Raw genomic sequence first — 21,057 nt, forward strand, 5'->3', positions numbered from 1 at the left:
ATATTTGAATGAAGTATAGTCAGTTTATCCTCCTTCTGCTCACCCGTGGAATGACCTATCGTGCGCTTTTCGACAGGAGAGCAGTCATGAAAAGATTTATCGCTGGCGCGCTATGCGCCGTCATTACCGGGCCGCTGCTTGCGGCGGATAACTGGATCGCGACCTGGCAGGCCAGCCCGCATGCGACGTGGGGCGAACAGGAATTCGCGTTGCCGACGGGCGTTCCCGCTGTACTGGAGCGGCAGACCGTGCGCGAAACGGCCCGCATCAGCATGGGCGGGCGGCGTGTGTGCGTGGTGCTGTCGAACCGCTATGGCACGCAACCGCTGGCGATCGGCGAGGCACGGCTGGCACGCGACGGCGAGGCCGGAACCGTGCTGACTTTTGGCGGACAGCGCGATGTCGTCATTCCGCCCGGTGCGCCCGTAGTCAGCGACGCTTTGGCGATGCCGGTGGCGGCGCTGGAAAAGCTGACCGTCAGCGTATATCTGCCGGAGCGTACGGCGCTGGCGACTTTTCACTGGGGCGCGCAGCAGACCGGCGCCATTGTGGAGGGCAACCAGGCCGGCGCGGTGACGTGGCGGGCGGCGCAGGCGCTGCATGGGCGGGCGCTGTTGAGCGGCATCTGGGTGGATGCGGCGGCGCCGACGCACGCGGTGGCGGCGTTTGGCGATTCGATCACGGACGGTAATGGCTCGACGCCGGATCGCGACCGGCGCTGGCCGGACTATCTGGCCGCGCGTCTCAGCGCCGGCGATGGTGGCGTCGCCGTCATCAACGCCGGCATTTCGGGCGCGAGGCTGCTGGGCGACCGCATGGGTGTCAACGCCGCCGCGCGCTTCGAACAGGACGTGCTGGCGCAGCCCGGCGTGCAAACGGCAGTGGTGCTGATGGGGATTAACGATATCGGCTGGCCGCAAAGCGTGTTCGCGCCGCAGGAAGCGCCGATGACGGCGGCGCGCATGATCGCCGTCTACCGCCAGCTGATCGCCCAGGCGCAGGCGCGCAAGGTGCGCATCATCGGCGCCACGCTGCCGCCGTTCGAAGGCACGGCCATCGCAGGCTATTACACGCCCGCCAAGGACGCGCTGCGCCGGCAGGTGAATCAATGGATCAGGGAGAGCAAGGAGTTCGACGCGGTGGCCGATATGGACGCGCTGCTGCGCGACCCGGGCCACCCGTCGCGCATGCTGCCGCGCTACGACAGCGGCGACCACCTGCATCCCGGCGACGCCGGATACGAAGCGATGGCCGCCGCCGTGGCGGAGATGATCAGCCGTTATTGACGACCAGGCGCGGCTCGTCGCTCAGGTAGCGCTGTTTGATCGAAGCGGTGATGCCGGCGGCATCCAGGCCGACGCTGGCCAGCAGCTTGGCCGGGTCGCCGTGGTCGATGAACTTGTCCGGCAGGCCAAGCATCAGCATCGGCTTGACGAGGCCTGCGGCGGCCAGCGCTTCCGCCACGGCGGCGCCGGCGCCGCCCATGATGCAGCCCTCTTCCACCGTCACGAAGTAATCATGGTCGGCGGCCAGCTGCTTCACCAGCTCCACGTCCAGCGGCTTGACGAAGCGCATATTGGCCACGGTGGCGTTCAGCGTTTCGCCGGCGGCCACCGACGGCGCCACCATCGAGCCGAAGGCCAGGATGGCGATCTTCTGGCCGCCGCGCTTGATCTCGCCCTTGCCGATGGCAATCGACGTCAGCTCCGGCTTGATCGCCGCGCCGATGCCGGCGCCACGCGGATAGCGGATCGCGGCAGGACCGTTGTAGTGGTAGCCGGTGGTCAGCATCTGGCGGCATTCGTTTTCGTCCGATGCCGCCATCACCACCATGTTCGGGATGCAGCGCAGGTAGGCCAGGTCGTAGTTGCCGGCGTGGGTGGCGCCGTCGGCGCCCACCAGGCCTGCGCGGTCCAGCGCAAAGGTCACGTCCAGGTTTTGCAGCGCCACGTCGTGGATCAGCTGATCGTAGCCGCGTTGCAGGAAGGTGGAGTAGATCGCCACCACCGGCTTCAGGCCTTCGCAGGCCAGGCCGGCGCCGAAGGTCACCGAATGCTGCTCGGCGATGCCGACGTCGAAGTAACGGTCAGGATATTCCTGGTCGAAGCGCACCATGCCCGAACCTTCGCGCATGGCCGGCGTGATGCCGACCAGCTTCTTGTCGGCGGCGGCCATGTCGCACAGCCAGTCGCCGAAGACTTCGGTGTAGGTTTTCTTCGACGGCGCGGCGGCCGGCTTGATGCCTTCGGCCGGATTGAACTTGCCGGTGCCGTGGTACAGGATAGGCTCGGCCTCGGCCAGCTTGTAGCCCTGGCCCTTCTTGGTCACCACGTGCAGGAACTGCGGGCCTTTCAGCTGCTTGATGTTCTGCAGCGTCGGGATCAGCGACTCCAGGTCGTGGCCGTCGATCGGGCCGATGTAGTTGAAGCCGAATTCCTCGAACATCGTGGCCGGCACCACCATGCCCTTCGCATGTTCTTCCAGTTTCTTGGCCAGTTCCAGCACCGGCGCCGGCAGCACCGATTTGCCGACGTTCTTGGCGGCGGCGTAGAACTGCCCGGACATCAGGCGCGCCAGGTAGCGGTTCAAGGCGCCGACCGGCGGCGAGATCGACATGTCGTTGTCGTTCAGGATCACCAGCAGATTGACGTCGTCCTGCACGCCGGCGTTGTTCAGCGCTTCGAACGCCATGCCGGCGGTCATGGAGCCGTCGCCGATGACGGCGATGGCGTGCCGATGCTCGCCCTTGATCTTGGCCGCCTGCGCCATGCCCAGCGCCGCCGAAATCGAGGTCGACGAGTGCGCGGTGCCGAAGGTGTCGTATTCGCTTTCGTCGCGTTTCGGGAAGCCCGAAATGCCGTTCAGCTGGCGCAGCGTGTGCATGCGCTCGCGGCGGCCGGTCAGGATCTTGTGCGAGTAGGTCTGGTGGCCCACGTCCCAGACGATGCGGTCGTGCGGCGTGTTGAACACGTAGTGCAGCGCCACCGTCAGTTCCACCGTGCCGAGATTGGACGACAGGTGGCCGCCGGTCTTGGACACGGAATCGAGCAGGTAGGCGCGCAGTTCATGCGCCAGCGGCGTCAGTTGGCTGTACGAGAGTTTGCGTACATCGGCCGGGGATTCTATTTTTTCGAGCAAGTTCATTTATGCCTTCCGCTGCACGATCAGGTCCGCGAGTTCGCGTAATCGCAAAGCTTTTTCTCCAAACGGCGCGAGCGCAGCATGCGCGTCGAGCCGCAATTTTTCCGCCAGTGCGCGCGACGGTGCCAGACCTAATATGGATACATAGGTCGGCTTGTTGTCGGCCGCATCCTTGCCGGCGGTTTTGCCCAGCGTGGCCGAATCGGCCGTCGCGTCGAGCACATCGTCCACCACCTGGAACGCCAGGCCGATGGCGCGCGCGTAAACTTCCAGCGCGTTCAGTTCCGTATCGTCCAGTTCCTTGCCGGCCAGGGCGCCCAGCACCACGGACACGCGCAGCAAGGCGCCGGTTTTCAGCTGGTGCATGCGCTCCAGCTGTTCCAGCGTCAGGCTGAGGCCGACGCTGTCGAGATCGATGGCCTGGCCGCCGCACATGCCGGCCGAACCGGAGGCCTGGGCCAGCAGCCGCAGCATCGCCGCCACGCGTGCCGGCGGCACGCTGGTGGTCTCGGCCAGCACCAGGAAGGCCTGCGATTGCAGCGCGTCGCCGACCAGCAGCGCGGTCGCTTCGTCGTAGGCCACGTGCACCGTCGGCTTGCCGCGGCGCAGCGCGTCGTCGTCCATGCACGGCATGTCGTCGTGCACCAGCGAGTAGGCGTGGATCATTTCCACCGCCGCCGCCGCGCGGCTCAGCGTGGCAGGGGCGGCGCCGAACAGGGCGCCGGCCGCGTACACCAGCAGCGGCCGCACGCGCTTGCCGCCGCCCAGCAGCGCATAGCGCATCGCTGCGTGCAGCCTGGTGGGCACGGTGTCGGCCGACGGCAGGAAACCGGATAAATCGTTTTCCGATCCGGCCTGCACGGTTTTCATCCAGTCGTCGAAGGCGGCGCTCATTGTTCGCCCTCGCCAACCGCCACGAAAGGCTTCAGCATGTCGCCTTCCAGCACCTTGACCTGGGATTCCACTTTTTCCAGCTGGGCCGCGCAGAATTTCACCAGCTCCGAGCCGCGCGCATAGGCGGCCACCGAGGCTTCCAGCGGCAGTTGACCCGCCTCCATCTGTGCGACCAGTTGCGCCAGTTCCGCCATCGCTTCTTCAAACGAAGCGGGAGCGAGGGCGGCGGCGGTCGCGTCGGCAGTTAGTTTCTTAGACATAGTTATCAGTTATCTTGGGCACAGCCAGGCCAGCGCAGTGTAGCCCGATATTTTAGAACAAACCACCTTATCCCGTGGAACATTAGCGCCCGGGCATGCTGCGGACTCTGGATTTTAGCGCAATCGTCCTCATTTTCCCTGATGAGCATGCAGTTATTGCAATGTTCTGCACAATAAGCGAGCAAGCTGGACTGTTGGTACCGCGCAAAACACGGTATAATCGCCGGTTCTGTCCTAAATACCACCTCAACGCATTTGAATGCGGGTTGTCTTTACGGATTCTGTCTCTTCTTGGTTTGATGTATATATTAAGGGGGGGTTTGGATGTCCGATCTGGGTACCCACGCCAAGCTAGCGCGGCCAACCGCGCAACTTCCGGTCAACGTCTATTTTGACGAAACGCTACTGCAGCGTGAAATGCAGCAATTATTCAAAGCCGGTCCGCGCTATGTCGGCCACGAGCTGATGGTGCCAAATGTTGGCGATTTCGCCACACTGGCCGCCGAAAACGAAGGCCGCATGCTGGTGCGCAACGCCAATGGCATCGAATTGCTGTCCAACGTCTGCCGCCACCGCCAGGCGCTGATGTTCAATGGCCGCGGCAACGCCAACAACATTGTCTGCCCGCTGCACCGCTGGACCTACGACCTCAAGGGTGAATTGATCGGCGCGCCGCACTTCCCCGAAACGCCCTGCCTGAACCTGCCGAAGACCCAGCTGCAAAGCTGGAACGGCCTGCTGTTCGAGCAAAACGGCTACAACGTCATGGAAGAGCTGAACCAGCTGTCGGTGACCAAGGACCTGGATTTCAGCGGCTACATGCTGGACCACGTGGAAGTCCACCACTGCGACTACAACTGGAAGACCTTCATCGAGGTCTACCTGGAGGACTACCACGTCGAGCCCTTCCATCCCGGCCTGGGCAGCTTCGTCACCTGTGACGACCTGCGCTGGGAGTTCGGCCGCGAGTACAGCGTGCAGACGGTGGGCGTGCACAAGGGCCTGCAAAAGTCCGGTTCGGAAATCTACAAGCGCTGGCAGGAGCAGGTGCTGAAGTTCCGCGGCGGCGAACCGCCGCCGTATGGCGCCATCTGGCTGACTCTGTACCCGAACATCATGGTCGAGTGGTATCCGCACGTGCTGATCGTCTCGACCCTGTGGCCGGAAGGTCCGAACCGCACCAGGAACGTGGTGGAGTTCTACTATCCAGAGGAAATCGTGCTGTTCGAGCGCGAATTCATCGAGGCCGAACGCGCCGCCTACATGGAAACCTGTATCGAGGACGACGAGATTGGCCAACGCATGGACGCCGGCCGCAAAGTCCTGATGGACCGCGGCGAAACGGACGGCGGGCCGTATCAATCACCGATGGAAGACGGCATGCAACACTTCCACGAGTGGTACCAACGTAAAATGGATTTATAAGGTTTCACGATGCAGTCACTCTGGATGTTGTTTGCGAGTTTCATGTTTGCCGTCATGGGCGTCTGCGTCAAGCTGGCTTCTGCAGAATTCTCAACATCCGAGCTGGTCATGTACCGGGGCGTGGTCGGCGTGATCACCCTCGGCACCCTGGTCACCTTGCGCGGCGAAACCTTCCGCACCTCCATGCCGGGCGCCCACGTCTGGCGCGGCCTGATCGGCGTCACCTCGCTGTGGCTGTGGTACTACTCGATCGGCCAGCTGCCGCTGGCCACCGCCATGACCCTCAATTACATGTCGCCGATCTGGATCGCCGTGTGGCTGTTTGCCATGGGCTGGTGGCACGCCAAGGGCGACATCAAATGGCCGCTGATGGTGGCGGTGGGGCTGAGCTTTGTCGGCGTCACCCTGCTGCTGCGCCCTGCTTTCAATGCCAATCAACTGACGCCGGCGCTGATTGCGCTGGGTTCCAGCGTGATTACCGCCACCGCCTACATGCAGGTCCGCAAAATGGGCCTGGCCGGGGAGCCGGAGAACCGTGTGGTGTTCTACTTCACCGTCATGAACCTGGCCGCCGGCGTCGTCGGCGTGTTCCTGACCGGCGGCAGCGACGGTCCGGTATGGCATCCGATCTCCAGCGTGCGCAGCGGCTTGCTGTTGCTGGCCATCGGCGTGTGCGCCACCAGCGCGCAGATCGCCATGACGCGCGCCTACCGCCTCGGCAACACGCTGGTGGTGGCGAATCTGCAATACACCGGCATCGTGTTCTCCAGCGTCTGGGGCGTGTTTATCTTCGGCGACGTGTTCGACTGGCATAGCTGGGCGGGCATCGGCATCATTCTCGCGTCAGGGATGGCGGCAACGTTCTACAATACGCGCAGCACGCCACGCGGCAAGGCCATTGCCGATACCGATCCCATCGCCAGCGAAGTATAAGGAACCAGCCCATGCACACGACCCTGATCGACGCCGCCACCCTGTCCCAGCACCTGGACGATCCGAATTGGGTCATCCTGGATTGCCGCCACGACCTGATGCATCCGAACGCGGGCTTCGACAGCTTTGCCATCGGCCATATCGCCGGCGCGCAGTTTGCCAATGTGGACACGGATTTGTCGGGCGCGAAGATCGGGGCGGATGGCAAGTTCCTCGGCCGTCATCCGCTGCCGGGCAAGGCGGCGTTCATCGAAACCCTGCGCGGCTGGGGCATCGACGACGACACGCAGGTGGTGGCTTACGATGCGCATGGCGGCATGTTCGCGGCGCGCTTGTGGTGGCTGCTGCGCTGGGTTGGCCATGCTGCCGTCGCGGTGCTGGATGGCGGCCTGGTGGCCTGGCAGGCCGAAGCCCTGCCGCTGGTCACGCATGCCGAGCGCCGCACGCCGGGCGCGCTCAGCGAGCGTTCGTCGCTGGTGAGCACCGTGTCGGCGGATGAGGTGCTGGCCAATATCGACATGCAGGGCCGCACCGTGGTCGACGCGCGCGCGGCCGACCGTTATCGCGGCGAGAATGAAACCATCGATCCGGTGGGCGGCCACATCCCGGGCGCCAAAAACCGCTTCTTCAAGGACAACCTGACGGCCGACGGCCGCTTCAAGAACGCCGAGCAGCTGAAGGCCGACTTCGCGCCGCTGTTTGCCGATCCCTCGAAAGCCATCATGCAGTGCGGCTCCGGCGTCACCGCCTGCCACAACCTGCTGGCCCTGGAAGTCGCCGGCCTCCCCGGCGCCGCGCTGTATCCAGGCTCTTGGAGCGAATGGGTAGGCGACCCAGCACGACCAGTCGCCACCGGCCCCAACTAAGATTTACGGGTGTGCCGCGCCCAGCGCGTAATGCGGATTTCTGTTTTGCTCACACGATAATCGATCAAGTGACCGGTTTGCGGAATCGACTGGCAAACTATCCCGTTTTGCGTTTTTGTTTGCCATACGCAGCGATCAAAGCACGCGCTTTCGCCATCACCTCGGCATTATCAATACCCGGATGAGTCTTGAAGTATGCATCAGCATCCAGATCTGCTTGAATACTTTCCTCAACGTCGTCGAAACCATATTGCCAGACTTCAGGCCAGATTTCGTCAGCAGTAAGCAAAGTGAGCTGGCGCAGGCTCAAGGTGAAGGCTGAGCAGGCGAATTCGCTTTCAAGGTTCGCCGTTGCGGCAAAAGATATGGAAAGCAGGCCTTTCACTCAGGCGACCGTAGTACGCGGCAATTGCAGGATACTGTGGCCGTTCCATCGGCGTGGATAACCAGCGGTGTACGGACAGGCCGAGCACCACATCGGCCAGGGAAAAACGATCGCCAGCCGCATAGCTGCCAGTGGCAGCGAGATGATGATCAAGGATGCCGATATGCCGGTTCCAGTTCGCGACGCCAGCCTCGATCTGGGCCGGATCGCGATGAGCGGGACTGTTGCGCACCAGCGCCATGAACGCATAGCGCCATGCGTTATTCAATTCGGTAGCCTGCCAATCCATCCACTGCTCGACCCGCGCCCGCGCCTGCGCTGCGACCGGCAGCAGCCGCCCATCGTTCGTCTTGTTGCAGAGGTAGCGACAGATCGTATTCGATTCCCACAACACGAAATCGCCATCGACGATAACAGGCACCATCGCGTTCGGATTGAGCGCACGAAAACTGTCCTGCGCCGTGGATTGAAATCCCGCGCCCCAGTCCTCCCGCTCGAACTCAATACCAAGCTCGGCGCACGTCCACAAGACCTTGCGCACGTTGATGGAAGAAGCTTTCCCAAGGATTTTTAACATGACTCGTGCGGTGACGATGGGTCAGGCTTAGTGGTGGCCGCCAACCAGGAAGACGACGATGGCGACGCCGGCGGCGATCAGCAGCACTTGCGGCACGGTCTCGCGCATGGTGGCGCGGCGCTGCATTTGCGGCATCAGGTCGCTGACGGCGATGTAGATGAAGCCCGACGACGCAAACACCAGCACATAGGGAATCAGGCTGCTGGCGCGGTCCAGCGTGTAGTAGCCCAGCAGGCCGCCGGCGATCGCCAGCAGGCTGCACAGCAGGTTGTACACGTAGGCGCGGGTGCGCGAGAAGCCGGCGTTCAGCAGCACGATGAAATCGCCTATCTCCTGCGGAATCTCGTGGGCGATGATGGCCAGGCCGGTCACCAGGCCCAGTTCCGGATTCGCCAGGAAGGCCGCGGCGATCAAAATGCCGTCGGTGAAGTTGTGCATGCCGTCGCCGACCAGGATCATCCAGCCGGCCTTGCCCGCCTCATGCTTGTCGTGACCATGATGGTGGTGGTGGCCGTCATGCTCGTGGTGGTGCGAATGGCGCAGGATCGCCAGCTTTTCCAGCAGGAAGAACGCCAGCAGCCCGCCCAGCAAGGTGGCGAACAGGCTGCGCGCGCTGGCGGTCGATTCAAACGCCTCCGGCAAGGCATGCAGCAGCGACGTCGACAGCATGATGCCGACCGACAGGCTGACCATGCGCTCGACCACCTTGGACAGCAAGGTAAACGAGAACACGGCCGCCGCAGTGATGCTCACTACGCCAGCCAGTGTGGTTGCCAATAAGATGGAGATGAGTACGGGATCGATGTTATAGCCTCTGGTGCTGAAGCCGCGCGCGCTACCGCGCAGGCCGGGGCGTTATTTTACTCCCCGGCATGCTTTTTTGCTGATTTTGCTTAAAAACCGCTCACATGACGCCGTTTTGCTTGAACCAGGCCAGCGTCCGGCCCCAGCCGTCCTTGGCGTCGGCCTCGACGTAGCTCGGGCGGTAGTCGGCGTGGAAAGCGTGGCCGGAGTTCGGATAAATCACGAAAGTGGACTTGTTCGGTCCCTTGGCCAGCGCCGCTTTCATGACCGTGATCGACTCCTGCGAGATGCCGGTGTCCTTGGCGCCGTACAGGCCCAGCACGGGTACTGTCAGAGTGCCAGCAACATCGATCGGGTGCCTGGGAAAGTTGGCGTTGGTCTCCCCCATCAGACGGCCATACCAGGCCACGCCGGCCTTGATCGACGGATTGTGCGCCGCGTACAGCCAGGTGATGCGGCCGCCCCAGCAGAAACCGGTGATGGCGATCTTGTCGCCATTGCCGCCGTTGGCCTTGGCCCAGGCGACCACGGCGTCGAGGTCGGTCAGCACCTGCTCGTCCGGCGTCTTGGCGATGATGTCGCGTTGCAGTTCGGCGATCGATGCGATCCTGGTCGGATCGCCCTGGCGCACGAACAGGTCCGGCGCCAGCGCCAGGTAGCCTTGCTTGGCGAAGCGGCGGGCGACGTCGGCGATGTGTTCGTGAACGCCGAAGATTTCGGAGATCACCAGGATCACCGGCAGGTTGGTCTTGCCTTCCGGCTGGGCGCGATAGACCGGGACGTTCTGGCCGTTGACGTTGAGCGTGATGGTGCCGGCGGTCAGGCCGGCGGTATCGGTCTTGATGACGTTTTGCGCCATCACCGGCAGCGTGGCGGCGGCGAAGCCGGTGCCCAGCGCCACCTTCAGGAAATCGCGGCGGTCGACGCCGTCCGACAAATTCGTTTTAGCCAGCAAACTCTCTGCATCCCGCGTCAAATCGTCCATCCTGTAAACTCCTTAGTGTGCTTGATCCCAATTAGAACCGACGCCGACTTCGGCGATCAGCGGCACTTTCAATTGCGCCACGCCAGCCATCAGCTCCGGCAGTTTTTGCTTGACCAGCTCCAGTTCCGCATCCGGCACTTCCAGCACCAGTTCATCGTGGACCTGCATGATCATCTTGGTCTGTAGCTTATCCGTTTCCAGCCAGTTCTGCACCGCCACCATGGCCAGCTTGATCAGATCGGCCGCCGTGCCCTGCATCGGCGCGTTGATCGCCGCGCGCTCGGCGCCCTGGCGGCGCGGACCATTCGGCGAATTGATCTCCGGCAGCCACAGGCGGCGGCCGAACACCGTCTCCACGTAGCCGCGCGCCTTGGCCTGCAAGCGCGTGTCGTCCATGTACTGCTTCACGCCCGAGAAGCGCGCGAAGTAGCGCTCGATATAGCTCTGCGCCGCGCCGCGCTCGATGCCCAGGTTGCTCGCCAGGCCGAACGCGCTCATGCCGTAGATCAGGCCGAAGTTGATCACCTTGGCATAACGGCGCTGCTCGCTCTCGACCGACTCCGGCGCCACGCCGAAGATCTCGGCGGCGGTGGCGCGGTGAATGTCCACGCCTTCGGCAAACGCGCGCAGCATGTTCTCGTCTTCCGAAATGTGCGCCATGATGCGCAGCTCGATCTGCGAATAGTCGGCCGACACGATGTGCGAACCGGCCGGCGCCACGAAGGCTTCGCGGATGCGGCGGCCCTCCTTGGTGCGGATCGGAATGTTCTGCAGGTTCGGATCGTTGGACGCCAGGCGTCCCGTCACCGCCACCGCCTGCGCGTAGTTGGTGTGCACGCGGCCGGTATCCTTGTTGATGCCCTTCGGCAGCTTGTCGGTGTAGGTCGACTTCAGCTTGGACAGGCTGCGGTATTCCAGCAGCACTTTCGGCAGCGGATAGTCCTCGGCCAGCTTTTGCAGCACTTCCTCGTCGGTGGACGGCGCGCCGCTCGGCGTCTTTTTCACCACCGGCAGTTTCAGCTTCTCGAAGAAGATCTCGCCGATCTGTTTCGGCGAACCGAGATTGAACGGCTGCTCGGCCAGCTCATGCGCCTTGGCTTCCAGCTCCAGGATGCGCGCGCCCAGCTCGGACGACTGCTGCTCCAGCAAGGCGGCGTCGATCTGCACGCCATTGCGTTCGATCTTTTGCAGCACCACGGCGGTCGGCAGCTCGATATTGCGGTAGATGAAATTCAGCTTCGCGTCCGGCTCCACTTCACCGATCATCTTCTGATGCAGGCGCAGCGTGATATCGGCGTCTTCCGCCGCGTACTCGGTGGCGCGGCCGATTTCCACCTGGTCGAAGGTGATCATGCTGGCGCCCTTGCCGCACACGTCCACGAACGGAATCGTGGTGTGGTTCAGGTGGCGCAGCGCCAGGCTGTCCATGTCGTGCGTGCGGTGCGATTCAAAGACATACGATTCCAGCAGCGTGTCGTGATGGATGCCTTGCAGCGACACGCCATGGTTGGCGAAGATGTGGCTGTCGTACTTGAGGTTCTGGCCGACCTTCAGCCTGGTGGCGTCCTCCAGCCAAGGCTTCAGCCTGGCCAGCACATGCCCGCGCTCCAGCTGCTGCGGCACGCCCTGGTAGCTATGCGCGACCGGGATGTAGCAGGCCTCGCCCGCCTTCACCGACAGCGAGATGCCGACCAGTTGCGCCGTCATCGGCTCCAGCGAGGTGGTTTCGGTATCGACCGCGGTCAGCTCGGCGGCGTTGATGCGTTCGATCCACTTGTCCAGCTGCTCGTCGGTGTACACCGTTTCATAGGTGGCGATGACCGGTTCGGCGAACAGGTCGCCGTTGAGCGAGGCGGCGCCGCCCACCGGCGCATCCAGCGACACCTTGACCGTCGACGCCGGCGTGCTGGCCGCCGTGCCCAGTTCGCGCAGCAGCGTCTTGAAACCGTATTTGCTGAAGAAGGCCAGCAGCCCTTCCTTGTCTTCCTCGCGCGCGACCAGCGATTCGCCGATCGACACCATGTGGCCGCTCAGGTCGCAGTCCAGCTTGACGGTGATCAGTTCGCGGCCTTTCGGCAGCCATTCCAGCGCATCGCGCAGGTTCTGGCCGACGGCGCCGGTGATCTTGTCGGCGTTGCTCATCACGCCGTCCAGCGAGTCGTACTGGGTCAGCCATTTCAGCGCCGTCTTCGGGCCGCACTTGGACACGCCCGGCACGTTGTCGACGGTGTCGCCGATCAGGGTCAGGTAATCGATGATGCGGTTCGGCGGCACGCCGAACTTGGCCAGCACGCCGGCCTCGTCCATCTTCTCGTTGGTCATGGTGTTGATCAGCATGACCTTGTCGTTGACCAGCTGCGCCAGATCCTTGTCGCCGGTGGACACCACCACGTTCATGCCGGCCTTGTAGGCTTCGACGGACAGGGTGCCGATCACGTCGTCGGCCTCCACGCCCTCCACCATCAGGATCGGCCAGCCCATGGCCTTGACCGCTTCGTGGATCGGCTCGATCTGCAGGCGCAGGTCGTCCGGCATCGAGGCGCGCGTGGCCTTGTATTCCGGATACATGTCATCACGGAAAGTTTTCCCTTTAGCATCGAATACGCAGGCAATATAGGCCGCCGGGTAGTCGGCACGCAGGCGGCGCAGCATGTTGACCATGCCGTGCATGGCGCCGGTCGGATGGCCGTCGGCGCTGCGCAGGTCGGGCAGCGCGTGGAAAGCGCGGTAAAGATAGCTGGAGCCGTCTACTAACAACAGGGTATTTTGCATAGGTACGAGATGAGGGTGCTGAGCGTGAAGACAACATTATCGCAGGTTTTGACCGGGGTCCGGCAGCCTCCCTCCAAGGGAAAGCACAGCGATGGGTGTCTGTTTGTTACAATGGATCATACATACAAATTCTGCGGCTATTTCTCTGCTAAAGGCGATCCATCATGACGCGCACTTCCCTCCTCTGGCCTGCCCTCCTCCTGACGCTCGGCGCCCACACGGCGTTTGCCCAGTCGACCCCGAGCCAGGCCCCGCCAAAACTGGAAAAACTGGAAGAAGTAACCGATGACGGCGTCACCATTACCGCCAAGCCGGCCGAAAACAAAATCACGGAAAAACGCGACAACAGCGGCAACGTGACCGAAGCCACCGTCAAAAGCGGTCCCAGCACCTACACCCTGCGTCCCAACCACCCGGCCGGCACCGCCATGCCGGGTGACGCCATGAGCGGCAACCTGCGCGGCGCACAATGGACGGTGATGGAATTCGACCTCGGCAAGAAGAAAAAGAAATCTGTCGAAGAGGAAGCCGAGCAGGAGTTCAACACGCCGCCGCAATCTCCGCCAGCCAAATAAGCCACATCACCTACACGGAACCTTAGAATTCGCACATGGCAGTCTTTACCCCGGTATCGCTGGAGGATGTCACCCAGTGGATCACCCAATTTCCGCTCGGGCAAGCGCTTGAGCTCAAAGGCATCAGTTCCGGCATCGAGAACAGCAATTTCTTCCTGACTACCGAGCGCGATGGTGAACAACATCAGTATGTGCTCACCATCTTCGAGAACCTGTCATTCGAACAACTGCCGTTTTACCTCAACCTGATGCGCCACCTGGCCGAGCGCGGCGTGGCGGTGCCGGCCCCGATCGCCAACGACAAGGGCGAGCTGATCGTCGCCCTGCACGGCAAGCCGGCCGCCATCGTCACCAAGCTGGAAGGCCAGTCGCAGATGTCGCCGCAGCCGGTGCATTGCGCCGCCGTCGGCGCCATGCTGGCGAAGATGCATCTGGCCGGCCAGGATTACGCGCTGAAGCAGCCGAACCTGCGCGGTCTGGCCTGGTGGCATGAAACCACGCCCGAAGTGCTGCCGTTCATTCCGGAAGACAAGGCGCACCTGCTGAAGGCCGAAGTGCACTTCCAGGACGCCTTTGCCGCCTGCGACGTCCACAAGCAGCTGCAGGTGGGCCCGGTGCACGCCGACCTGTTCCGCAACAACGTGATGTTCGACGGCGAGCGCCTGACCGGCTTCTTCGACTTCTACTTTGCCGGCTGCGACACCTGGCTGTTCGACGTCGCGGTCACCGTCAACGACTGGTGCATCGACCTCGACACCGGCGTGCTGGACGTCGCCCGCGTGCGTGCGCTGGTGGATGCCTACCATGCCGTGCGGCCGTTCACCGCCGCTGAAAAAACCGCCTGGCAGCCGATGCTGCGCGCCGGCGCGCTGCGCTTCTGGCTGTCGCGCCTGTACGACTTCTACCGCCCGCGCGAGGCCGAGATGCTGACGCCGCACGATCCGGGCCACTTCGAGCGCATCCTGCGCGAACGCATCGCCACGCCGGCGCCGGAGCTGTTCTGATGGAAAAGCTACCCGCACGAGTCGGCCTGCACTGGGTCAAGCAAGGCTGGGCGGTATTCCGCAAGCAGCCGGGCGCGATGATGGCGCTGCTGTTCGTCTGCATGTTCGCCTCGCTGTTCATCCTGCTGTTGCCGGTGCTGGGACAGATCCTGTGGTGCGTGCTGATGCCGCTGTTCAGCGTCGCCCTGCTGCAGGGCTGCGCGGAGGTCGACCAGGGCCGGCGCGCGCTGCCGAATCTGCTGCTGTCCGGTTTTCAGTCGCCGATGCGCAAGCATCTGCTGGCCTTGGGCGGCCTGAATTTCCTGCTGATGGTGCTGGCGATGGTGGCGCTGTACAGCATGTCCGGCGACGCGCTAAACGCCCTGAAGGAGGCGCAAGCCAGGGGCGTCATCAAGCCGGAGGATGTCGACGGCCTGCTGGGCGGCCTGCTGACGTCGTCGGCCATTTTCCTGATCGGCTGGACGCTGACGTCGATGACGGCGCCGCTGATCTTCTGGCAGAAGATGGCCCTGAACAAGGCGCTGTTCTTCAGCGTGGTGTCGGTGCTGCGCGCGGCCAAGGCGTTCTTCACCGCCGTGGTGGTGCTGCACCTGCTGTACTTCGTCGGCGTTCAGATCGTGATGATGGTGTTCGGCACGTCGCAGATAGGCATCGTCGGCATTCTGACGCTGTTCCTGTTCTCGCTGGTGATGGTGCATTGCACGCTGTACGCGGCCTACGTTCAACTGTTCGGCCCGCCGCAGACGCCAGCGCCTGCGGCGGTCAACCTCGACAAGCCTTAAATCTTGTCGAGCTTGGCGATGCTCAGGTCCAGCACCTTCATGCCGGCGCTGCCGAAGTTGATCTGAGCGCGGGCATTATTGCCGCTGCCTTCGATATTCACAATCACGCCCTCGCCGAACTTGGCGTGGGCCACCGATTGGCCCAGGCGCCAGCCTGAACTGGCCTCGGCCGCCTTGCTGGCCATCTTCTGCGCCAGCGCCTTGTCCGACCCCACCAGCGGCGCCTCGTCCCAGGCCGACTTGCGCGCCGCGAACCAGCCCGGCTGCACCTTCGGCGTCAGCCACTTCAGCGCCTCTTCCGGCAACTCGTCAAAGAAGCGCGACTTCATGTTGTAGCGGGTCTGGCCGTGCAGCATGCGCGTCTGCGCAAAGCTCAGGTACAGGCGCTGGCGCGCACGCGTGATCGCCACGTACATCAGGCGGCGTTCCTCTTCCACGCCGTCATGCTCGCGCGAACTGCTCTCGTGCGGGAACAGGCCCTCTTCCAGACCGGTGATGAAGACGTTGTTGAACTCCAGGCCCTTGGCCGAGTGCACCGTCATCATCTGCACCGCTTCCTGGCCGACGGTGGCCTGGTTGTCGCCCGCCTCCAGCGACGCGTGCGACAGGAAGGCCGACAGCGGCGACATCACGGTCGCCAGCGGCGCGTCGGCATCCAGGATCTCGAAGCCGTCCTCGTTCACCACCGGCAAGCCGGACTGCGGCAGCGACTGTGGTCCCAGATGCGCCGGCGCGCCCTGGCCGAAGCCCTCTTCCGACACGAACTGCGTGGCGGCGCTGACCATCTGCTCCAAGTTTTCGATGCGGTCGGCGCCTTCTTTTTCGGTGGCGTAGTGGGTCAGCAGCGTCGACTGTTCCAGCACCACGCGCACCAGTTCCGGCAAGGCCATCTGCTGCGTTTCAAAGCGCGCGCCTTCGATCAGCTTGACGAAGCCGGCCAGCGAGGTGCCGGCCTTGCCGGTCACATAGGGCACGGCCGCGTACAGCGACACGCGGTACTGGTCGGCCGCCGCCTGCAAGGTCTCGATCGAGCGCACGCCGATGCCGCGCGCCGGGAAGTTGACCACGCGCAGGAAGGCGGAATCGTTGTGCGGATTGTCCATCAGCTGCAGGTAGGCGATGGCGTGCTTGACCTCGGCGCGCTGGAAGTAGCGCAGGCCGCCGTACACATGGTACGGAATGCCGGCCGAGAACAGCGCATGCTCGATCACGCGCGACTGCGCATTCGAGCGGTACAGCACGGCGATTTCGCTGCGCGAAGCGCCGTCGTGGATCAGGTTCTTGGTTTCCTCGATGATCCACGATGCTTCGGACAGGTCCGAATTGGCTTCGTAGACGCGCACCTGCTCGCCGTGGCCGGCGTCGGTGCGCAGGTTCTTGCCCAGGCGCTTGCTGTTATTGGCGATCAGCACGTTGGCGGCGTCCAGGATGTGACCGTGCGAGCGGTAGTTCTGCTCCAGCTTGATCAGGTTCTTGACGTGGAACTCGCGCTCGAAAGCGCTCATATTGCCGACGTTGGCGCCGCGGAAGGCGTAAATCGACTGGTCATCGTCGCCGACCGCGAACAGCGCGCTGCTGCTTTGCGTGCCGTGGCCGGACATCAGCTTCAGCCATTTGTATTGCAGGTCATTGGTATCCTGGAACTCGTCGACCAGGATGTGCTGGAAGCGCTGCTGGTAGTGTTCGCGCAACGGCTGGTTGCGGCTCAACAGCTCGTAGGTGCGCAGCAGCAGTTCGGCGAAGTCGACAACGCCTTCGCGCTGGCACTGGTCGTCGTACAGCTGGTACAGCTCGACCTTCTTGCGCTCGTCGGCGTTGTACGGATCGATCTTGTCGGCGCGCAGGCCCTGGTCTTTCGCGCCGTTGATGAAGTACATGATGTCCTTCGGCGGAAACTTCTCGTCATCGACATTGTTCGCCTTCAGCAGGCGCTTGATGGCCGACAGCTGATCCTGCGTGTCGAGAATCTGGAAGGTCTGCGGCAGCGCGGCGTCGCGGTGGTGGGTGCGCAGCAGGCGGTTGCACAGGCCGTGGAAGGTGCCGATCCACATGCCGCGCGTGTTAATCGGCAGCATGGCGGACAGACGGGTCAGCATCTCCTTGGCGGCCTTGTTGGTAAAGGTCACCGCCAGGATGCCGGAAGGCGACACCTGGCCGGTTTGAATCAGCCAGGCGATGCGGGTGGTCAGAACGCGGGTTTTACCAGAACCGGCTCCCGCCAGAATCAGTGCGCTCTGCGCGGGCAAGGTAACAGCGGCAAGCTGTTCGTCGTTGAGGTTGTGGAGAAGATTATGCATCCCGTGATTATACCGGGATGCCTCTTCATCATGCGGATGGTGCGGAAACGGCCTTACCGTTTTGCAAGCTTTCCTCCATCAGCGCGCGGATGGCGCGTTCGGCTTCGCGGACGGCATCGGCGTGCTTCAGGCTGAGTTGTGCCATCTGTCCGCTGAGCTCGCCCATCGGACGGCTGGCGGCGGCCATTTTCTTGTTCAGTTCGCGCAGCGGTGCATCGAGTTCATGCACTTTTTCCATCTTGGCCGAGAGTTCCTTTTGCTGTTCCGCCATCTGGCGTTGCAGCGGCTCCATTTCCTTTTGCAGGGCGGCCTGCTTTTCCTGGAAGGCGCGGATTTTTTCCTGGCTGCTGTCCGGGCCCAGCTCGCGTGCCGCTGCCTCGATGCGGCGGCCGATGCGTTCCTGGGCACGCGCCAGTTTTTCCATCGCGCGCTGGTTCACTTCAGCGTTCTGGGCGGATTTCTTGCCTAACTCGCCGGCGGCAATGCCGATCTCGGTGCCGACGTCGCTCATGATCTTGCCTTGGGCATTCATTTTCTTGCCCTGCTCGTCCATTTGCGCGCCGATGCGCTCGACCGGCGTCCAGGCCTGGTCGATGCGGGCCAGCACGGCAGGATCGCGCACCACATAGGTTTTGTCGCCGTCGCGGAACCAGAGGAAATCGCCCTTCATGCTGTCGCGCAGCCTGGCGACCTGCTTGATTTCCTGCGTGGTGGCGGAAACCGTGATGTTGTCGCGGCCGGCGTGCACGATGGCGTAGCTGTTGCGGGAGGATGGCGCCGGCGCGGCCGCCGGCGCAGGCGCTGCTGCCGGTGCAGGTGCGGCGGCGGATGCTGGGGCGGCAGGGGCCGCCGGGGCTGCGGGTGCTGCGGGTGCTGCAGGCGCCGCTTGCGCGACCAGCAGCGAGACTGGCCCGACTGGTCCGACTGGTCCGACTGGTCCAACTGGCGCAACCGGTGCGACTGGCGCGGGTTCGGCTGGCGGTGCAGGTTCGGCTGGCGGCGCTGGTTCCACCGTCATGGCCGGCGCCTCCGGCGCGGCAGGCGCTTCGGGCGCTTCAAAGGCTGGCGGCTCCATCATGGCGACGGCAGGCGCGGCCGGCAGCATGGGCGGCGGTGGCGGCGAGGCGTGGGCATAGAACACCGCGCCGGCGGCAAACAGGCCGGCCAGCGGCACAGCCATCTTCCAGCTGACCGGTTCAACATCGGGACGCAGCAGGCGTTTAATACGAGACATGAGATTTCCTCCGTGAGCCGCGTGGGCTAGTTGTGTAGTGTCGAACTGAAATCGATCCAGTTGCGACAGGGCTTGCGCCAGCTTTTGCGGCTGGCCGAGCATACCCACGGCCAGGTCGTCGGCGATTTGTTCCCGCTCGATCCGTATCCTGCGCGATATAGCCCAAACACTAGGGTGATAGAACAGCACGATCTCGATCGCGCTTTGTATGAGGTTGACGAGGTAATCGTGGCGCTTGATGTGCGCCAGCTCGTGCGCCAGCAGCGCTTCCAGCAGGTCGACCGGCATGCCGGTGATCAGCGCGCCTGGCACCAGCACGACGGGCTTCCAGCAGCCGGCGGTGACCGGGCTGTCGATGCGCTCGGACACGCCCAGCTGAACGAACTGTTCGATGTCGAAACGGCGCGCCAGCTCGGACAGGCGGCGCTGCCAGTAAGGATTGGTGGTGTATTGATCGGCGCGGGTATGGTCGGCCACCCACTTCAGGCCCAGCGCCAGGCGCAGCGACATCAGCGCCGCGCCCGCCAGCCACAGGCCGACGATCCACGGCAGCTGGCGGCGCAGCACGGACTTGACGTCATCCAGCGTGCTGTCGTCGATCAGCGAAACGGTGGCGCCGGCATCCGAGGCGGCCACGGTCTGCACCGCATTGCCGAAACCGGCGGCAGCCTGCACGTCGGCCAGTTGCAGGATGATGCTCGACAGCGGCAGCGCCGCGCACAGCAGCATGGCGGCGCACGCCACGGCGTAGCGCGTTTGCGGACGCGCCTTGCGCAGCAGCTGCATGGCCAACGCCACGCCCCAGCCGATCAACAGGCCTTGCCAGACGAAATGCAGCAGCGCCCAGCCGGTGGCAGGCACCAATGCTTGTAACAGGGAAGTGAGTTGAGGATTCATGCCGCGCTCCGGGTTGATGGATGTAGAATAAATTATCTAGATTGCGAAGTCTAGAACTTTTTTTCTACATCCAGCCCGGCGGGCTTTTTTAGTACAGCACGACGGAGCGGATCGACTCGCCGCTCTTCATCAGGTCGAAGCCCTGGTTGATGTCTTCCAGCTTCAGGCGGTGGGTGATCAGGTCGTCGATGTTCAGCTTGCCTTCCATGTACCAGTCGACGATCTTCGGCACGTCGGTACGGCCGCGTGCGCCGCCGAAGGCCGAACCCTTCCACTCGCGGCCCGTCACCAGCTGGAACGGACGGGTGGAGATTTCCTGCCCTGCCGCCGCCACGCCGATGATGATCGACTTGCCCCAGCCCTTGTGGCAGCACTCCAGCGCCTGGCGCATCAGCGTGGTGTTGCCGACGCACTCGAAGCTGTAGTCGGCGCCGCCGTCGGTCAGCTGGATGATGTGGTCAACCACGTTTTCCACTTCATTCGGGTTGATGAAGTGCGTCATGCCGAACTTGCGCGCCATTTCCTGGCGGGCCGGATTGATGTCGACGCCGATGATCTTGTCCGCGCCAACCATCTTGGCGGCCTGGATCACGTTCAGGCCGATACCGCCCAGACCGAACACGACCACGTTCGCGCCGGCTTCCACCTTGGCGGTGAACAGCACCGCGCCGACGCCGGTGGTGACGCCGCAACCGATGTAGCAAACCTTGTCGAACGGCGCATCTTCACGGATCTTGGCCAGCGCGATTTCCGGCACCACGATGTAGTTCGAGAAGGTCGACGTGCCCATGTAGTGATAGATCGGCTTGCCGTCGATGGAGAAGCGGCTGGTCGCATCCGGCATCAGGCCGCGGCCCTGCGTGGAGCGGATCGACTGGCACAGATTGGTCTTCTGCGACAGGCAGAATTTGCACTGGCGGCATTCCGGCGTGTACAGCGGAATGACGTGGTCGTCTTTTTTGAGCGATTTGACGCCGGGACCGACGTCCACCACGATGCCCGCGCCTTCATGGCCCAGGATCGCCGGAAAAATCCCTTCCGGATCAGCGCCGGACAGGGTGTAGTAATCGGTGTGGCAAATGCCGGTGGCCTTGATCTCGACCAGCACTTCGCCCTCGCGCGGGCCGCCCAGTTCGACTTCTTCAATCGTCAGGGGCTTGCCCGCCTGCCAGGCAACGGCTGCTTTGGTTTTCATGATGTTCCTTTCGCGTTGGAACATCATGATA

At 63.3% G+C, this 21,057-nt stretch carries 18 protein-coding genes; 7 read left to right on the forward strand and 11 right to left on the reverse strand.

What is annotated here, in order from left to right:
* Window positions 1-86 precede the first annotated feature (86 nt).
* Window positions 87-1,286 (forward strand): SGNH/GDSL hydrolase family protein, encoded by a 1,200-nt coding sequence (locus tag GJ698_RS05660; RefSeq protein ID WP_208023777.1) that lies wholly within the window; start codon window positions 87-89, stop codon window positions 1,284-1,286.
* On the opposite strand, the gene dxs is transcribed toward GJ698_RS05660, so the two are convergent.
* From dxs to GJ698_RS05675, 3 genes are read right to left on the reverse strand one after another with little or no spacing between them, the layout of a single operon-like run.
* Window positions 1,273-3,144 (reverse strand): 1-deoxy-D-xylulose-5-phosphate synthase, encoded by a 1,872-nt coding sequence (gene dxs, locus GJ698_RS05665; RefSeq protein ID WP_154356629.1) that lies wholly within the window; start codon window positions 3,142-3,144, stop codon window positions 1,273-1,275. The two genes, GJ698_RS05660 and dxs, sit on opposite strands and share 14 nt — an antisense overlap.
* Window positions 3,145-4,035, reverse strand: coding sequence for a polyprenyl synthetase family protein (locus GJ698_RS05670; RefSeq protein ID WP_154356630.1), 891 nt, complete (start codon window positions 4,033-4,035; stop codon window positions 3,145-3,147). It lies immediately after the preceding gene.
* Window positions 4,032-4,295 (reverse strand): exodeoxyribonuclease VII small subunit, encoded by a 264-nt coding sequence (locus GJ698_RS05675; RefSeq protein WP_154356631.1) that lies wholly within the window; start codon window positions 4,293-4,295, stop codon window positions 4,032-4,034. The genes GJ698_RS05670 and GJ698_RS05675 overlap by 4 nt, the downstream gene beginning before the upstream one ends.
* A gap of 324 nt (window positions 4,296-4,619) precedes the next feature.
* On the opposite strand from GJ698_RS05675, the gene GJ698_RS05680 reads away from it, so the two are divergent.
* From GJ698_RS05680 to GJ698_RS05690, 3 genes are read left to right on the forward strand one after another with little or no spacing between them, the layout of a single operon-like run.
* Window positions 4,620-5,720 carry an aromatic ring-hydroxylating oxygenase subunit alpha gene (locus GJ698_RS05680; RefSeq protein ID WP_154356632.1) on the forward strand — a complete coding sequence of 367 codons (1,101 nt, stop codon included), beginning with the start codon at window positions 4,620-4,622 and terminating at the stop codon, window positions 5,718-5,720.
* Between the two features lie 9 nt (window positions 5,721-5,729).
* Entirely contained in the window at window positions 5,730-6,653 is a 924-nt protein-coding gene (locus tag GJ698_RS05685) for a DMT family transporter (RefSeq protein WP_154356633.1), read from the forward strand.
* Between the two features lie 11 nt (window positions 6,654-6,664).
* Window positions 6,665-7,519 carry a sulfurtransferase gene (locus GJ698_RS05690; RefSeq protein WP_154356634.1) on the forward strand — a complete coding sequence of 285 codons (855 nt, stop codon included), beginning with the start codon at window positions 6,665-6,667 and terminating at the stop codon, window positions 7,517-7,519.
* Between the two features lie 97 nt (window positions 7,520-7,616).
* Here the strand turns inward: GJ698_RS05690 and GJ698_RS05695 are convergent, their stop codons facing one another.
* From GJ698_RS05695 to polA, 5 genes are all read right to left on the reverse strand, one after another.
* A complete protein-coding gene (locus GJ698_RS05695; RefSeq protein WP_154356635.1) occupies window positions 7,617-7,904 on the reverse strand; it encodes a hypothetical protein in 288 nt (95 codons plus the stop codon).
* The gene (locus GJ698_RS05700; RefSeq protein ID WP_154356636.1) at window positions 7,858-8,481 is read right to left on the reverse strand and encodes a glutathione S-transferase family protein; all 624 of its coding nucleotides are present in this window, start codon (window positions 8,479-8,481) and stop codon (window positions 7,858-7,860) included. Before GJ698_RS05700 ends, GJ698_RS05695 begins: the two co-directional genes overlap by 47 nt.
* A 27-nt stretch (window positions 8,482-8,508) precedes the next feature.
* Window positions 8,509-9,213, reverse strand: coding sequence for a ZIP family metal transporter (locus tag GJ698_RS05705; RefSeq protein ID WP_371865155.1), 705 nt, complete (start codon window positions 9,211-9,213; stop codon window positions 8,509-8,511).
* 172 nt (window positions 9,214-9,385) lie between these two features.
* Window positions 9,386-10,270 (reverse strand): dienelactone hydrolase family protein, encoded by an 885-nt coding sequence (locus GJ698_RS05710; protein ID WP_154356638.1) that lies wholly within the window; start codon window positions 10,268-10,270, stop codon window positions 9,386-9,388.
* Window positions 10,271-10,282: 12 nt separating this feature from the next.
* Window positions 10,283-13,042, reverse strand: coding sequence for a DNA polymerase I (gene polA / locus GJ698_RS05715; RefSeq protein WP_154356639.1), 2,760 nt, complete (start codon window positions 13,040-13,042; stop codon window positions 10,283-10,285).
* A gap of 164 nt (window positions 13,043-13,206) precedes the next feature.
* Between polA and GJ698_RS05720 the strand changes: the two genes are divergently transcribed.
* The 3 genes from GJ698_RS05720 to GJ698_RS05730 are packed head-to-tail and all read left to right on the forward strand — an operon-like array spanning window position 13,207 to window position 15,403.
* Window positions 13,207-13,617 carry a hypothetical protein gene (locus tag GJ698_RS05720; protein WP_154356640.1) on the forward strand — a complete coding sequence of 137 codons (411 nt, stop codon included), beginning with the start codon at window positions 13,207-13,209 and terminating at the stop codon, window positions 13,615-13,617.
* A gap of 35 nt (window positions 13,618-13,652) precedes the next feature.
* The gene (locus GJ698_RS05725; RefSeq protein ID WP_154356641.1) at window positions 13,653-14,621 is read left to right on the forward strand and encodes a homoserine kinase; all 969 of its coding nucleotides are present in this window, start codon (window positions 13,653-13,655) and stop codon (window positions 14,619-14,621) included.
* Complete coding sequence (locus tag GJ698_RS05730; protein ID WP_154356642.1) at window positions 14,621-15,403, forward strand: BPSS1780 family membrane protein; 783 nt, start codon at window positions 14,621-14,623, stop codon at window positions 15,401-15,403. The genes GJ698_RS05725 and GJ698_RS05730 overlap by 1 nt, the downstream gene beginning before the upstream one ends.
* Here the strand turns inward: GJ698_RS05730 and GJ698_RS05735 are convergent.
* The 3 genes from GJ698_RS05735 to GJ698_RS05745 all read right to left on the reverse strand — a co-directional run bounded on the left by GJ698_RS05735 (window position 15,400) and on the right by GJ698_RS05745 (window position 21,026).
* Window positions 15,400-17,700, reverse strand: a complete 2,301-nt coding sequence (locus GJ698_RS05735; RefSeq protein ID WP_154356643.1) for a UvrD-helicase domain-containing protein — start codon at window positions 17,698-17,700, stop codon at window positions 15,400-15,402. The genes GJ698_RS05730 and GJ698_RS05735 overlap by 4 nt on opposite strands.
* 28 nt (window positions 17,701-17,728) lie before the next feature.
* Window positions 17,729-19,831, reverse strand: coding sequence for a M56 family metallopeptidase (locus GJ698_RS05740; RefSeq protein WP_154356644.1), 2,103 nt, complete (start codon window positions 19,829-19,831; stop codon window positions 17,729-17,731).
* 88 nt (window positions 19,832-19,919) lie between these two features.
* Window positions 19,920-21,026, reverse strand: a complete 1,107-nt coding sequence (locus tag GJ698_RS05745) for an S-(hydroxymethyl)glutathione dehydrogenase/class III alcohol dehydrogenase (RefSeq protein ID WP_154356645.1) — start codon at window positions 21,024-21,026, stop codon at window positions 19,920-19,922.
* Window positions 21,027-21,057 lie beyond the last annotated feature (31 nt).

Source organism: Duganella aquatilis, assembly GCF_009674565.1.
GTDB classification, from domain to species: Bacteria; Pseudomonadota; Gammaproteobacteria; order Burkholderiales; family Burkholderiaceae_D; genus Rugamonas; species Rugamonas aquatilis.